Annotated in this window: 11 protein-coding genes; 2 read left to right on the top strand and 9 right to left on the bottom strand. The window is 43.9% G+C overall.

Annotated elements, in window-relative coordinates; genetic code table 11:
- Positions 1 to 318: 318 nt before the first annotated feature.
- The 4 genes from RA086_RS13560 to RA086_RS13575 all read right to left on the bottom strand — a co-directional run bounded on the left by RA086_RS13560 (position 319) and on the right by RA086_RS13575 (position 5,260).
- Positions 319 to 2,580 (bottom strand): FAD-dependent oxidoreductase, encoded by a 2,262-nt coding sequence (locus tag RA086_RS13560; protein WP_407659099.1) that lies wholly within the window; start codon positions 2,578 to 2,580, stop codon positions 319 to 321.
- Between the two features lie 25 nt (positions 2,581 to 2,605).
- Positions 2,606 to 3,523 carry an FAD:protein FMN transferase gene (locus RA086_RS13565; RefSeq protein ID WP_407659100.1) on the bottom strand — a complete coding sequence of 306 codons (918 nt, stop codon included), beginning with the start codon at positions 3,521 to 3,523 and terminating at the stop codon, positions 2,606 to 2,608.
- 63 nt (positions 3,524 to 3,586) lie between these two features.
- On the bottom strand, positions 3,587 to 4,345 hold the full coding sequence (gene aroD / locus RA086_RS13570) for a type I 3-dehydroquinate dehydratase (RefSeq protein ID WP_308704307.1): 759 nt from the start codon (positions 4,343 to 4,345) through the stop codon (positions 3,587 to 3,589).
- A 36-nt stretch (positions 4,346 to 4,381) separates the two neighbouring features.
- A complete protein-coding gene (locus RA086_RS13575) occupies positions 4,382 to 5,260 on the bottom strand; it encodes a shikimate dehydrogenase (RefSeq protein ID WP_308704488.1) in 879 nt (292 codons plus the stop codon).
- 146 nt (positions 5,261 to 5,406) lie between these two features.
- Here RA086_RS13575 and RA086_RS13580 point away from each other — a divergent pair, with 146 nt between their 5' ends.
- On the top strand, positions 5,407 to 6,336 hold the full coding sequence (locus RA086_RS13580) for a LysR family transcriptional regulator (RefSeq protein WP_308704308.1): 930 nt from the start codon (positions 5,407 to 5,409) through the stop codon (positions 6,334 to 6,336).
- Between the two features lie 37 nt (positions 6,337 to 6,373).
- Entirely contained in the window at positions 6,374 to 6,943 is a 570-nt protein-coding gene (locus tag RA086_RS13585) for a hypothetical protein (RefSeq protein WP_308704309.1), read from the top strand.
- A gap of 143 nt (positions 6,944 to 7,086) precedes the next feature.
- On the opposite strand, the gene aroD (RA086_RS13590) is transcribed toward RA086_RS13585, so the two are convergent.
- The 5 genes from aroD (RA086_RS13590) to RA086_RS13610 all read right to left on the bottom strand — a co-directional run bounded on the left by aroD (RA086_RS13590) (position 7,087) and on the right by RA086_RS13610 (position 13,997).
- A complete protein-coding gene (gene aroD, locus RA086_RS13590) occupies positions 7,087 to 7,851 on the bottom strand; it encodes a type I 3-dehydroquinate dehydratase (RefSeq protein ID WP_407659073.1) in 765 nt (254 codons plus the stop codon).
- Positions 7,844 to 8,731: a shikimate dehydrogenase gene (locus RA086_RS13595; RefSeq protein ID WP_308704310.1), complete on the bottom strand. Its 888-nt coding sequence runs from the start codon at positions 8,729 to 8,731 to the stop codon at positions 7,844 to 7,846. The genes aroD (RA086_RS13590) and RA086_RS13595 overlap by 8 nt, the downstream gene beginning before the upstream one ends.
- Before the next feature lie 130 nt (positions 8,732 to 8,861).
- Positions 8,862 to 10,349: a glycoside hydrolase family 1 protein gene (locus tag RA086_RS13600; protein ID WP_308704311.1), complete on the bottom strand. Its 1,488-nt coding sequence runs from the start codon at positions 10,347 to 10,349 to the stop codon at positions 8,862 to 8,864.
- Positions 10,350 to 10,512: 163 nt separating this feature from the next.
- Positions 10,513 to 11,976 (bottom strand): glycoside hydrolase family 1 protein, encoded by a 1,464-nt coding sequence (locus RA086_RS13605; RefSeq protein ID WP_308704312.1) that lies wholly within the window; start codon positions 11,974 to 11,976, stop codon positions 10,513 to 10,515.
- A 26-nt stretch (positions 11,977 to 12,002) separates the two neighbouring features.
- Positions 12,003 to 13,997, bottom strand: a complete 1,995-nt coding sequence (locus RA086_RS13610) for a beta-glucoside-specific PTS transporter subunit IIABC (protein WP_308704313.1) — start codon at positions 13,995 to 13,997, stop codon at positions 12,003 to 12,005.
- Positions 13,998 to 14,129 lie beyond the last annotated feature (132 nt).

Consider the following 14,129-nt stretch of genomic DNA (forward strand, 5'->3'; position numbering starts at 1 on the left):
AAGTTGACACGATTTAGCTAAGTTCATCTACCGAGTCGCGCAGGACCAGAAAACAAAAAAATAACCACCTACAAAAACTTTAGCCAGTTTTAGGTGATTATTTTTATTAATTTACCAATTATCGGCCACTACTCTTAAAAGGGTTTGCCTGTAGGAAGTGCTCATTTGCACTTCTTTTTTACATTTTTACTATAACATAAGTATAGTACATATGATATTTTTTGAACTTTAATCCTAAAATATGCTTCACCAGTGACTAAGCACCCCACATATTCAAAAAACCAGTCAAATTTTAGCGTCTGACTGGTTTTTTCATTATTAGATTGTGACCTTAGCTGGCTTCAATGACAAGCTATCTAAGAAATTGTTGAAGCATTGGGTCAAGAAGTGCTCACTGCCATCATCGTTCAACTGGCCAAATTCATTAAATTTAGTTCCAGCTTGCGGCAACATGAACTCATTGCCTGGCATCACTTGGGCATCCACACCGGGCGCATCCAGAATCTGCCGGAGATTCATTTGGGCGCGAACCGTTCCTTGAATGCCAAGCGACGTTCCGACGATCATGACCGGCTTGTCTTTAAACGGATGTTCCGCACAGGAGAACCATTCGATGGCACTCTTTAACGCGGCAGGAATCGCATGATCATATTCGGGTACCCCGATGACCACACCATCCGCGGCCGCAATTTTGGCACCTAGTGCTTTGACATTGGCCGGTTCATGGTCTAAATCATCTTCATTAAACAATGGCAAATCCGCAATCTCGCAAATTTCAAAGTTTACTTGGGCATCAAATAATTCCTTCATCGCAGTCAACAATTTTCGATTATAAGATTTGGAAGCATTGGTCCCAACAATAGCCACGAGGTGCGCTTCATTATCGCCAGCACTGGCTTGACGCTTAGCATTGGCACTCGCCGCTGCGCCAGCAACATAACCTGAAGAGATTCCCCAAGTGTTCATCATACTTGGCATTGAATCATGCCCGTTGGCACCGCCGATAACTTCACCAGCACCAAAGTAGTTCGCGACCGGCGTGTTTTTAGTCGTCAACAGTTGTAAGTTATGTGCATCCGCCGCATAGCCACCTAAAGTCGTCGCAAAACGGTCGCGTTGTTCGATGACATAGTAAGTCTCACCTTCAAATTGATGCAAGAACTGCGGATCACGGCCAAATTCACGATCATGACCAGCCGCAACATAACCTTGATAGGCTGCCACCGTTTTAGCCAAATGCGCGCTATCAATCCCGGCGATCGTAGCGACCGTCTGTAAATCACCCTTCGCAAAGATGGGCCGTTTGGCCGGATCCGCGAAGTAGCCTTGAATTTCTTGGGGCGTAAAGTCATGCAAGATCAAGAGGTCATAGACTTTCTTCCAAGTCCGCTCGTCCATTAGCAAGTAAGCCACTTTATCGTCCTGCTTCAAAATGGCATTGCGGAACGCCGTATAAACGTTCGATTCATTGACGATCCGTTCACCTTTTGAGTTCACGTAAATCGAACCCATATCGGTCGCTTGTTTAGACGCATAAGTCGTTAACTTAGCCACGCCCGGTTCAACTTCAACCCCATGTGGATAGATCTTGTACCACCCTAAATCATGGGTCTGCAAGTCCAGCGCATCGTTAAAGCGATAGGCATCACCAGTCGACGTCATTGGCCCATAATAATCGATGCCTGTACTTTCAGCACCACGCATCTTTTGATTAGCACCATGACCACCCGTGGCGAGCACGACCGAACGTGCTTTGATCTTAACCGTTTGACCATGTTGCTTGGCAATCACGCCCGTCACTTGCTTTTGCCGATTAAGCCGCAAAGATTGAACCGGCATATCCAGCAAAATCTGACCACCCGCAGCAGTAAAGGCTTTGGAAACTTTTTGAATGAATTCGAAACTAGAAGCAGACGGCAATTCGATTTGACGATTGATTGAATGTTCAGGCGTTTGCGTTTGGGCTTTTTGATAATGCAAGTTGGCAAACTGACTAATAAAATCAATCGCTGGCCCAATATGCTTGACCATTAAATCCGTCAAGGCCGGATAGTTCGTTTCTAAGCTTTCACGAGCCACATCCTGCGCCAACATTTCGGGCGTATCATGATTATTGTCAAAGATTTGCGCAGAAACATCTGAACCGGTACCGACCACATTTGAACCATTTAAAACAGTCGCGCCACCTAAGTAGCCATTCTTTTCGACTAAAATCACTTTTTGACCTTGCGCTAAGGCTCGACAGCCAGCAACTAAGCCCGCTTCACCACCGCCAATAACTAAGACATCAGTTTGATAGTGCTTGATGGCCCCAGACTGGGCTTTCTTAGGCACGGGTGTCACCGAAATACCTTGCTTAGTCACTGCTTGGTCCGCTGACTTCAGTAGCGCCTGCGTCATCACTGTCGCCCCACTGATCGTATCGACATTAAACGACTGTTCTTCAATAATGTTATGTTTTAATTTATCAATGACTTGATTGAAAATACCGGACGTTTCTGAATGCTTCAAAATTTTCAGATCTTCAATTTTATTATCCTGAATATCCACTTCATAATTAATAATGCCATTGTGGCCCATTGCTTGGCCTTGAATTTGTTCATTTTTACTCAATTGAATACACTCCTTTGCGTCGCGGCTGTAAGCCACTGGTAACAATAACGTGTTGTTGATGATCGACAAATACGGCTTCCGTTTGTGGTGTCTGGGCAATCAAAGTAGCGCCAGCTTGAGGTCCTTTGAAATAACAAACGGTCGCTAAAACTTCGGCTAACTCTGACTGGGCGGTGATAATCGTCACTTGATCGACCTGATTTCGGACCGGATAACCGGTTTGCGGATCTAGAATGTGATGATACATATGATTGCCGACCTTAAAGTAACGTTCAAAAATACCAGAGGTCACAATCGTGCGGGCAGGCATTTGAACTTGTAACAACGGAATGCCCCGAATGGCTTGCGGTGCTTGGATGCCAACCTCCCAGCGACCATCTACCGTTAAAGGATTCTCACCCAAAAGCTTCACATTACCACCAAGATTAACGATGGCACTCGCAACCCCCGCGGCTCGTAATTGCGCCACCAGTTTATCGGCAAAATAACCCTTAGCAATCGCGCCGAGATCTAATTGCATCCCTGCTTGTTTTAAATAAACCGTCTGCGCTGAAGCATCCAAAGCGACTTGGCTTAAATCCATCAACTTCAATCGCCGCTGAATCTCAGTTTCAGCTGGCACTTGCTCCCCGCCAAAACCAATTCGCCACAGCTTTACTAAGGGGCCAATCAAAACGTTGAAGCTATCCGCATGTCGCTGTGAATACTGCAACGCATCATGAATCAGCTCAAATGCAGTGGCACTGACCTTAACAGGTCGCACGCCGGCTTGCTGATTGATCGCCATTAACTCCGAATCCGGTCGATTCATCGAAAAGACCTGATCCATCCGTTGCAAATAATCGTAGCTCGCTTCAATCAGTGCCAGTTGTGGGTCAAACAGCGTGATGGCGATGACGGTGCCCATCATCTGAAACTGGGACACATATTTCTTGTGTGACTGTCTCACGGATGGTCACCTTCCTTTCAAAAATCACTTTAGTTTCAACGTTTCCAGCGCTGGCCGTAAGTGGTCGAGCGCGATTTGGCCGGGCGCCGAGGCAGCCCCGACTGTGGCAAATGATAAACATGAGCCAAACACTTCTCCAGCTAGGCGTGATACCTTGCCTAAATCCCCCATCGACATCGTAATAATCGGTTGTGACAGTGATTGTCGAGCTTCGTTCGTTGCTGCCAGTAAGGTCAACACATCCGCAACAGATTGTGGCATCACGGCCATTTTGGCGATGTCCGCACCGAACGCAACCATACTGGTTAACCGTTGAACGATTTCTGCTTGCGCTGGAGTCTTGTCGAAATCATGATTACTCATAATCACGATGACGTTCGCGGCATGAGCTTGGGCCACGAGTTGTTTCACGGCAGCTTCAGCATGATAGCGTTCAATGTCGAGCGCATCCGTAAAGTGACCAGTTAAGACGTTGGCGCAAACTTTGAAGTAATCGCTATCGCTTAACGTCCGCTCGCCACCTTCACCTTTTGTGCGAAAAGTCGTGAGTAACGCCAGATCACCTAAAGCGGCTCGTAATTTTCGGCCAGCGGCTTGTAGCGTTTCCGCGTCCGTTACACCGTCAAAATAATCAATCCGCCATTCCACTAGATCTGGTTGCGCGGCTTTAATTGGCTTCACGGCAGCAAGAATTTCTGCGAGCGTTTTACCGGTAATCGGTACAGCGATTTTTGGTCGCCCCATTCCTAAGCTCAGGTTGCGACAGTTAACGACTGGTTGCATGTTTAACGAACCCCTTTCTGGTTTATCACTGGCTGACTACGCATCTTCATCGAATAAAATATGGCGAATATAATCGACCGGCATCTCTTCACCAGTCCACAATTTGAAAGCCGCAGCGCCTTGTTCAAGCATCATACCCAGACCATTGAAGACCTGCGTCACACCAGCAGCTTGTGCCACTTTCATCAATTTGGTGGTTCGTGGGGCATAAACGGTATCAAAAACGATCTGGTCTTTACGGAACCAAGTTGGATCAGTCACTAGCGTTTCATTTTCCAATGGCTTCATTCCAACACCGGTGGCATCCGTATAAATCGCCGAATCTTGAATTTCTGCTTTAAAATCGTCACGATCTTCCAAGGCGTGTAATGTTGCCCGACAATTGGTTCGTTCATTAATGAGCTTGACATTGCGCACGGCATTATCCCATTCGGCATCGTGCCGATTAAAGATCGATAGGTCGCTGACGCCATCTAAGGCAGCTTGAACCGCAATCGCAGTTCCGGCGCCACCAGCCCCTGCTAAGGTCATCTTCTGGCCACGAATATTGAGGCCTTCATCATCCAATGACTTCATGAACCCAAGCCCATCAGTCGTATATCCGGTTAAAATGCCTTTATCATTCACAACAGTGTTAACTGCCCCAATCATTTCAGCGGCTGGATCTAATTTGTCTAGTAAAGGAATGACCTTTTGCTTATTCGGCATTGAAATGTTAGACCCCCGCATATCCAAAGTCCGAATCGCTTGAATTGCGGCTGGTAATTGGTCATTACCTACTTCAAAGGCTAGGTAAGCATAATTTAGGCCCAACTTGGCAAAAGCGTTATTGTGCATCGTCGGCGACATTGAATGCCGAATCGGGTACGCCATCAAACCAATTAGTAAAGTATGTCCGTCAATTCGTTCCGTCATCATTAATCACTCCTCATAAAATTTTAAATATCGGTTATTTGTTACTCAATTCACTTGTCATCTTAGCAAAATGGTTTAATATAATAAATAAACGTTTTTTAATTAATTGATTGAATTTTTCTATCAATGAAAGGGGTTCCATTTCTATGAATCTACGTCACCTCCAATTTTTCAAAGAATTGGCCCGCACACAACACATGGCTAAAGCCGCTGAGAACCTTGGTATTTCGCAACCGACACTCAGTTACGCCATCAAAAAGCTGGAATCTGAACTTGGGGTGCCGTTATTTGAGCCAGATGGTCGTAATATTAAATTAACAGCCATTGGCGGCACCTATTTAACGTACATCACTGCCAGTTTAAATGATTTATCACAAGGCAACGAATTGGTCCAACAATTAATGAATCCAGATACCGGCCACGTTAAACTAGGCTTTACTTACACCCTAGGACAAGAACTGGTACCAGAACTAATCGCCAACTTTCAAGCTGATTCGCAAAATCGTGCGATTACATTTCAACTGGGACAAGGTAATTCCAATGACTTGTTGCAAGACCTAGCCAACGAACATTATGATCTCGTTTTAGCTTCCAATGTGGAAAAACTAGGAGCGAGTGCCGCTAACGATGTCCTCGACTTCATCCCAATCGTCCAACAAACGATTATGGCTGCCGTCTCGGCCCAGCACCCTTTAGCCGTCAAATCAGAATTGAAAGTGACCGACTTAGCTCCCTACCCGATGATCCTATTCACTAAGAATAGTGGCTTACGCCCACTCATCGACCAAATTTTGGCACGCGCCCACGTGACCCCCAAAGTTGCCTACGAGGTCGAAGAAGACCACACCATGGCTGGATTCGTACGGTACAACTTTGGCGTGGCGTTAATGCCTTACTTACCACTATTAGAACAAAGTAGTGTCTTGCTCAAGCCATTGGTCGACCAACCGCTACAGCACCAACTCTACTTAGTCATGAAGCGTAATCACTTCATCACGCCGTCGGTCCAACGCTTTAAGGAGTTCAGCCGCAGTTATTGTTGGCAACACTATACCGCTCAGGATCGGTTAATTTGATTGACTGCGATGTAGCCAAAAAGGATGGTGCAAAATTATGTCTGGAAATAACGACGGTTTATCACAAAACAACGACAAGACTCCTCATCATATTTTGAATAAAACAATTTCTCGTGAATTTTCACAACAAGGTCTTCAAATTCTAGTGTTCGGCTCCAATGATCAAGTTAAAACAAGATTCGTACACCATTACTTGGACCAACTGCAAAAAGATTGCGGAACCAATCACATTACGATGACGCTAACCAGTCAAACAACCCTAATTGGTTTTTTGACCGAGGTTACTGCTAAACTTGAATCATCATTTTCTATTAAATTTCCATCTTCTGAATTACTTCCTGTTACCAATTATTTTATAGCTCTAGCAGAAATACTCTTCACACATAACGTCGTTTTAGTGGTGACCGACATGACAGTTTCAACTGAGCAAACCAAGCACTTGAAACAATATTTAGCTAATCTTGCCAAAAACATGTCCGATGATGCCATCAATTATGCGGATTCTCATGCTAAAATCATCTTCATTGGTAACACCGAAACAGCTGAGGAACTATGGTCCGATGTTCAATCTTTAAAAAGTCGGCTAGCAACCATTCTAGCTAGGTAGTTTGTGGTAATAAATTGTGATAATCCATGATAGGAAATAATCAGTTTGTCTGAGATTGATAAGAAAAAACGTTTATATTGTATAAATCCACACAAAAATACCCAATGCCCAGTCGGCATCGAGTATTCAGTTAATCTCTTCTATTAATTGTTCAATGTTAACTCATCTAAAATTGGACGCAAGCGTTCGACCGAAATTTGTCCCGGCGCTGATGCTGCACCAACTGTGGCAAACGATAAACATGACCCAAAAACTTCCCCAGCCAAACGTGAGACTTTACCTAAATCACCCATTGCCATAGTGATGACTGGTTGTGTTAACGTCTGCTGGGCCTCGTTAGTCGCGGCCAATAAAGTTAAGACGTCAGCGGCAGACTGTGGCATCACTGCCATCTTAGCAATATCAGCCCCCCAGTCAACCATGCTGGCTAATCGCTGAACGATATCACTTTGCGCTGGGGTTTGCTCGAAGTCATGATTACTCATAATGACGACCACGTTTTGTTGATGCGCTTGCGCAACTAAGCGTTTGACGGCCGTTTCGTCATGATAGCGTTCAAGATCTAACGCATCAGTATATCCTCCAGCTAACGCCGTAGCGCAAATATCAAAGTAAGCTGCCTCGGTCAATGCCAAATTGCCGCCCTCACCAGATGTCCGAAAAGTTGTTAACAAGGCAATATCTCCAAGCACGGCTCGCAATTGTTGACCTGTTTGTTGTAGTTTTACGGGGTCCATGACGGCATCATAAAAGTCAATCCGCCACTCGACTAAATCCGGTTGGGCGGCTTTGATTGCTGGGACGGCTGCTAGAATATCAGCCATCGTGTGCCCGGTAATTGGTACCGCAATTTTCGGTCGGCCCACACCCAATTTCAGATTACGACACTTGACCATCTTATTACGCATTGGCCGCATCGTCGTCAAACAAAATTTGATGAATATAATCAACCGGCATCTCTTTCCCGGTCCACAACTTGAAGGCAGCCGCGCCTTGTTCAAGCATCATGCCAAGACCATTGAAGACGTGTTCAACACCTGCAGCTTGCGCTACGGTCATCAATTTTGTCGTCCGTGGGGCATAAACTGTGTCAAACACGACTAAATCCTTCCGCAGCCAACTAGGATCATCAATCAAGGTTTGACCCTCTAAAGGCTTCATCCCAACACCAGTCGAATCAGTGTAAATGAATGAGTCTTGAATTTCGGCTTTGAAATCATTCCGATTTTCTAACTCATGCAAAGTCGCATGACAGTTCGTCCGATCATTAATCAGCTTAACGTTACGGACCGCGTTATCCCATTCTGCATCATGTAAGTTAAAAATCGAGATTTCGCTAACCCCATCTAAAGCCGCTTGAACCGCAATTGCGGTTCCGGCGCCACCAGCACCAGCCAACGTCATCTTGTGACCACGGATATCGATTTCTTCATCATCTAAAGCTTTCATGAAACCAATGCCATCGGTCGTGTAGCCAGTCAAAACACCGTCATCGTTAACGATCGTATTCACTGCGCCCACCATTTCGGCAGCTGGATCCAATTTATCTAGTAATGGAATGACTCGTTGCTTATTCGGCATGGAAATATTAGTGCCACGCATCTCAAGCGTTCGGAGTGCGTCGATTGCGGCCGGTAATTTTTCAGCCGTGACATCAAAAGCTAAATAAGCGTAGTTAAGTCCAAGCTTTGCAAAGGCATTATTATGCATCGTCGGCGACATAGAATGTCGGATAGGGTACGCCATTAAGCCAATTAAGATCGTGTGACCATCAATTCGTTCTGTCATTATAAATCACTCCTGAAATTTTAATCATTTTTTAACTTAACTACCATCTTAGCAAACTCTTAGACTGTAATAAATAGCCAAAATAAAAAAATAGTGCTCAGCAAGTTTGCCGAACACTAATTCTAACGTGCTAATCGAGATTCAGGTTAAGTGGATCCGCCTTTGGCTTGACTGGTTTTTTCTTTTCTAGACCATTGTTTTTAATCACATCTTGATACCAGTAGAATGACTTCTTCCGATAGCGATCCAAGGTGCCATGACCTTGATCGTCTAAATCGACATAAATGAAGCCATAGCGTTTGCTCATTTCACCGGTCGAAGCGCTCACCAAATCGATACAACCCCACGGCGTATATCCCATTAAGTCAACACCATCAGCAATCGCACCAGCCATTGCTTGAATATGTTGTTTCAAGTAATCGATACGGTAATCATCTGCGACATTGAAATCTTTATCCGGCTTGTCAATCGCACCTAGGCCGTTTTCAACGACGAATAACGGTTTCTGGTAACGATCGTATAACTCGTTCAAGGCAATCCGCAAACCAGTTGGGTCAATTTGCCAGCCCCAGTCACTCGCCTTGAGGAACGGATTCTTAACGCCGCCCATTAAGTTGCCGGCAACCGTATCAGTGTCTTGATCAGTCGTTTCGACTGCCATTGACATATAATAGCTGAAACCAATGTAGTCAACCGGATATTGTTTCAATAAGGCTAATTCACCATCAGTAATTTGCAGATCTTCAAACTTCAAATCATACTTAGCTAATAATCGCTTCGTGTAAGCAGGATATTCCCCACGAACTTGAACATCACCACAGAAATAATTAAAATCTTGATTCTGTTGCAAGTTAGCAAGTTGGTTTTGTGGATTCGAATCATAGCTATAACTAGTCGCATATAAGATCATGCAACCAACTTGCAAGTTTTTCCGAAGCCCATGCGCAATTTTAACTGCCTTGGCACTCGCTACGAATTGATTATGCCAAGCTTGGAAAACATTCTTCTTGTCGTTAGCGCCAGTTGACGGGACCATCCCTTGACCCATGACTGGAAAGTGGGCCGCACTATTGATTTCGTTGAATGTCATCCAATACTTAACTTTATCGGCGTAACGTGTCAAAACAGTCCGCGCAAAACGTTCGTAGAATTCAATCAAATAGTGATTCTTCCAGCCGCCATACTTTTTAGCTAAGTTAAGTGGTAATTCATAATGTGAAATCGTGATAACGGGTTGAATGTCGTGAGCTAAACATTCATCGATGACCGCATCATAAAATTTCAAACCGACTTCATTGGGTTCCGTTTCGTCACCATTCGGGAAAACTCGTGACCACGCAATAGAGAACCGATAGCATTTAAAGCCCATTTCTGCAAATAATGCGATATCTTCCTTGTAACGATGGTAGAAATCAATCCCCATGTGATTAGGATACGTGTACTTAGCTTCATCAATGGTCCAATCGAAATCTGGTTGTGAAACAATCTTGAAACGGTCCTTGCCACCAGGTAAAGCATCGGCGATTGAGAGTCCCCGACCGCCTTCTTGATAGCCACCCTCTAGTTGGTTTGCAGCGGTTGCGCCGCCCCATAAAAATCCTTCTGGAAATGCTGACATTAATACTACACCCTTTCTGACTTACCTATTTTATAAACATGTTAGCCCTTACATTTCCAGTATAATCAATATTGGTTAGTAAATTCAACCTTAAATGTAAACGACTAACTAAACGTTAGCTAAATAGCGACTACCGGTAAATTGCCAGTAATCGCTATTCAACCTAAGCTAAATCTTTGCCATTTGACGCAATGACTTTTTTATACCAATTGAAAGAATCTTTGCGAATCCGTTTCAAACTGCCGTTGCCTTCATCATCTTGATCAACATAGATAAAGCCATAGCGTTTGCTCATTTCTGACGTTGAGGCACTGATCAAATCAATCGGGCCCCAGGTCGTGTATCCCATTAAGTCAACACCATCCTTAATGGCTTCTTTCATTTGCGCAATGTGCAACCGTAAATAATCAATCCGATAATCGTCATGTACCTTACCGTCTGCAGTTAATTTATCAGCGGCACCCAAGCCATTTTCAACAATGAATAATGGCACACGATAGCGATCCCAGAATTCATTAAGTGAAACTCGCAAGCCTACTGGGTCAATTTGCCAACCCCAGTCACTGGCTTTTAGATAGGGATTTTTACCCCCAATAATCAGATTACCACTAGCTGTTTCCACATTGTCACTGGCAGAAGTTACCGATGACATGTAATAACTAAAGCTAAGATAGTCAACTTTTCCAGCTTTCAAAGTGGCTTCATCATCGGCAGCCATCGTTAAAGCAACCCCATTTTCAGCAAAATAGCGATTCATATATTCAGGATATTCTCCACGTACTTGGACATCCGTAAAGAATAAATTGAGTTGATCTTGCAATTGTGCAGCCCGCACATCAACCGGATTTGGCGTATTGGGATAAGTTTGCATCCGTGCTAGCATGCATCCAATTTTAGCGTCTGGGTCAATGGCATGGACTTGTTGTACTGCTAAGGCACTCGCAACAAATTCATGATGTAGCGCTTGATAGCGTAGTTGTGTCTGCGCTTGACTATCCAGATTACTATCAATTGCTCCTGTACCCGTGAATCCCCAAGTAGAGGCATTAATTTCATTAAATGTCATCCAATATTTCACAATACCTTTGTAGCGTTTGAACAACACTTCCGTATAGCGCGTAAAGTCAGCAATTGTCTGTCGACTAGCCCAACCATTTTGCTTCAAGGTGAGTCCTAATGGCATTTCATAATGCGAGATCGTCACGACTGGTTCAATGCCATATTTGTGGCACTCAGCAAAAACGTCGTCGTAAAATTTCAAGCCAGCCTCATTCGGTTCTGTTTCGTCACCTTTAGGGAAAATCCGTGCCCAAGCAATCGATAATCGAAAAGCTTTGAAGCCCATTTCGGCAAATAATGCGATATCCTCTTTATAATGATGATAAAAGTCTACACCACGACGCTTCGGGTACAACACATCTGATTGATCAGCAATTGCTGCATCAATACTCTCTTTCGTCACTGCATTCATCGTAAAGTTTTGCCGATCTTCAGCTTTCTTGACGACTTCCGCAGTTGTTAGACCTTTACCGTCAACATTCCAAGCACCTTCAACTTGATTAGCAGCAGTTGCACCACCCCATAAGAATCCTTTTGGAAATCCAGTTGGTATTGTTTTTGAATACATCTCTAAATCATCCTTCCACTATCTGATTAATCAAGCGCCAATAACGGTTCATTTGCTTGGATTGACTTCATAGTCTCGTCCACTAGCTTAACGTCATGATATTTTTTTGAATTGGCAATCACAATTGGTGTCGTTACGGAGAATCCAGCATCTTTGATCGTTTGAATATCAAATTCTACCAGGGGTTGACCAGCTTTAACACTGTCTCCTTTTTCAACTAACGTCTTAAATCCTTTTCCGTTCAGTTCAACGGTATCCATCCCAATGTGCATCAAAAGTTCGGCACCATCAGTCGTATTTAACCCCACAGCATGTCCAGTTGGGAAAACTAGGGCAATTGTGCCATCAGCAGGTGCTACTAATAAGCCCTTGGTTGGCTCGATCGCAATTCCTTGTCCCATGGCACCAGATGAGAAGACTTCATCTTTCACATCACTGAGTGGTAAAACTGTTCCTGTAACTGGGCTACTTAATTTAGTGGCTTGATTGTACGTCATTTCTGGTTTTAATTCTGTCGCCACACCAGCACCAGTTGAGGCTTCAACATTCACACTAGCTAATTGTGGTTCCGTTGCCGTTTCAACTGTGGATTTAACTGGTTTATCACCAGCATCCACACTCTTATAGCCAAATAACATTTGTAAAGCAAAGCCTAAAACGGCAGCAACACCCATCGCAATGAGCAAACCATAAACCGAAGCATCGATCCCATTTTTAGCGTTAATTGCACCAGGAATACTAAAGACACCCATACCAGCCATCATCCAAAGTTTAGTTCCGGCTAATCCGATAATCCCACCGCCAATAGCAGAAGCAATACAGCTAATAATAAATGGCCGTTTGCGAGGTAAAGTTAATCCATAGATAGCGGGTTCCGTCACCCCAAAAATCCCAGAAATAAAGGCTGGAAAGGCAATACTTCGTGTTTTTTCATTCTTTGTTTGTAACATAATTGCTAAAACAACACCTGTTTGGGCAAATGAAGCAGCTAGTGATAACACTAGGATAGGATCGTAGCCTTGTGAAGCCAAATTGGCCATTGTCACAGCAACTAATCCCCAGTGAACCCCAAAAATCACAAAGACTTGCCAGAAAGCTCCAATCACAACACCGGCAATAATCGGACTAAAGTTGTAAATAGCGACACAGAACGTTGATAAGCCATCACTGATCCAAGTAGCAATAGGTCCAATGACTAAGAACGTAATGGGAACTGCAATTAACAATGTAATAAATGGTACCAAGAACGTCTTAACAACCGTTGGAACCCATTTTTTAGCCCATTTCTGAACCTTCGCAGCAAACCAAACCGCTAAGATAATCGGAATAACTGATGACGTATAACTCATCATAACTACCGGAATTCCTAAGAAAGTCGCATGAATTTGAGATTCAAAGAAAGTACCACCAAATAGTGTGGTTAGGACGGTTTTACTACTATTCAAAGCAACAATTTCTGGGTAGCAGAGTGCCATCCCAATAGCCATCCCAATATACTTATCAAGATGGAATTTGTTGGCTGCTGAAATACTTAATACGATAGGTAAGAAGTAGAAGAAGCCATCCCCAATTGCGTATAAAATTTTGTACGTTCCTGAATTAGCTGATAGCCAGCCAAAAGCCAAGAACATTGCATCGAAGCCCTTAATCATCCCGGCTGCACATAACGCACCAAGCATTGGGCTAAAAATACCAGAGATCAAATCAATAAATCGATCCGTGATACTCATATGTTCGTCTTCGCCGTAATCGTCAGGAACTTCACCGCCGCCAGCAAAGCCACCAACTTTAACCAAAGTTTCATAAACGTCAGCGACTTCATTACCGATGACTACTTGGTATTGACCACCAGATTGTACGACAGTAATGACGCCATCAGTGTTTTTCAAGTCATCCGTTTTAGCAATACTTTCATCTTTTAACTTAAACCGTAACCGAGTCGTACAATGCACGACACTATTGACATTTTCCTTGCCACCAACATCGGCAATAATCTTCTTACTTAATTCTTCATAAGCCATTGCTTGTTTCCTCCTAAAAGTTCATCTTGGGTAAACAAAAACCCAAACGTCTTTGCTTAAAACGACTGCGACTAAAGAGCCGCTGAATCGCTGAAAAGTTTTAAGCAAAGATATTTGGGTTCATGCCTGCCT

This window comes from Lactiplantibacillus brownii (assembly GCF_031085375.1).
GTDB lineage: Bacteria > Bacillota > Bacilli > Lactobacillales > Lactobacillaceae > Lactiplantibacillus > Lactiplantibacillus brownii.

Coding starts and splice junctions, on each gene's coding strand:
- RA086_RS13560 (WP_407659099.1), bottom strand. CDS start 2,580: ATGGGCCACAATGGCATTATTAATTATGAAGTGGATATTCAGGATAAT.
- RA086_RS13565 (WP_407659100.1), bottom strand. CDS start 3,523: ATGATGGGCACCGTCATCGCCATCACGCTGTTTGACCCACAACTGGCA.
- aroD (WP_308704307.1), bottom strand. CDS start 4,345: ATGCAACCAGTCGTTAACTGTCGCAACCTGAGCTTAGGAATGGGGCGA.
- RA086_RS13575 (WP_308704488.1), bottom strand. CDS start 5,260: ATGACGGAACGAATTGACGGACATACTTTACTAATTGGTTTGATGGCG.
- RA086_RS13580 (WP_308704308.1), top strand. CDS start 5,407: ATGAATCTACGTCACCTCCAATTTTTCAAAGAATTGGCCCGCACACAA.
- RA086_RS13585 (WP_308704309.1), top strand. CDS start 6,374: ATGTCTGGAAATAACGACGGTTTATCACAAAACAACGACAAGACTCCT.
- aroD (WP_407659073.1), bottom strand. CDS start 7,851: ATGCGTAATAAGATGGTCAAGTGTCGTAATCTGAAATTGGGTGTGGGC.
- RA086_RS13595 (WP_308704310.1), bottom strand. CDS start 8,731: ATGACAGAACGAATTGATGGTCACACGATCTTAATTGGCTTAATGGCG.
- RA086_RS13600 (WP_308704311.1), bottom strand. CDS start 10,349: ATGTCAGCATTTCCAGAAGGATTTTTATGGGGCGGCGCAACCGCTGCA.
- RA086_RS13605 (WP_308704312.1), bottom strand. CDS start 11,976: ATGTATTCAAAAACAATACCAACTGGATTTCCAAAAGGATTCTTATGG.
- RA086_RS13610 (WP_308704313.1), bottom strand. CDS start 13,997: ATGGCTTATGAAGAATTAAGTAAGAAGATTATTGCCGATGTTGGTGGC.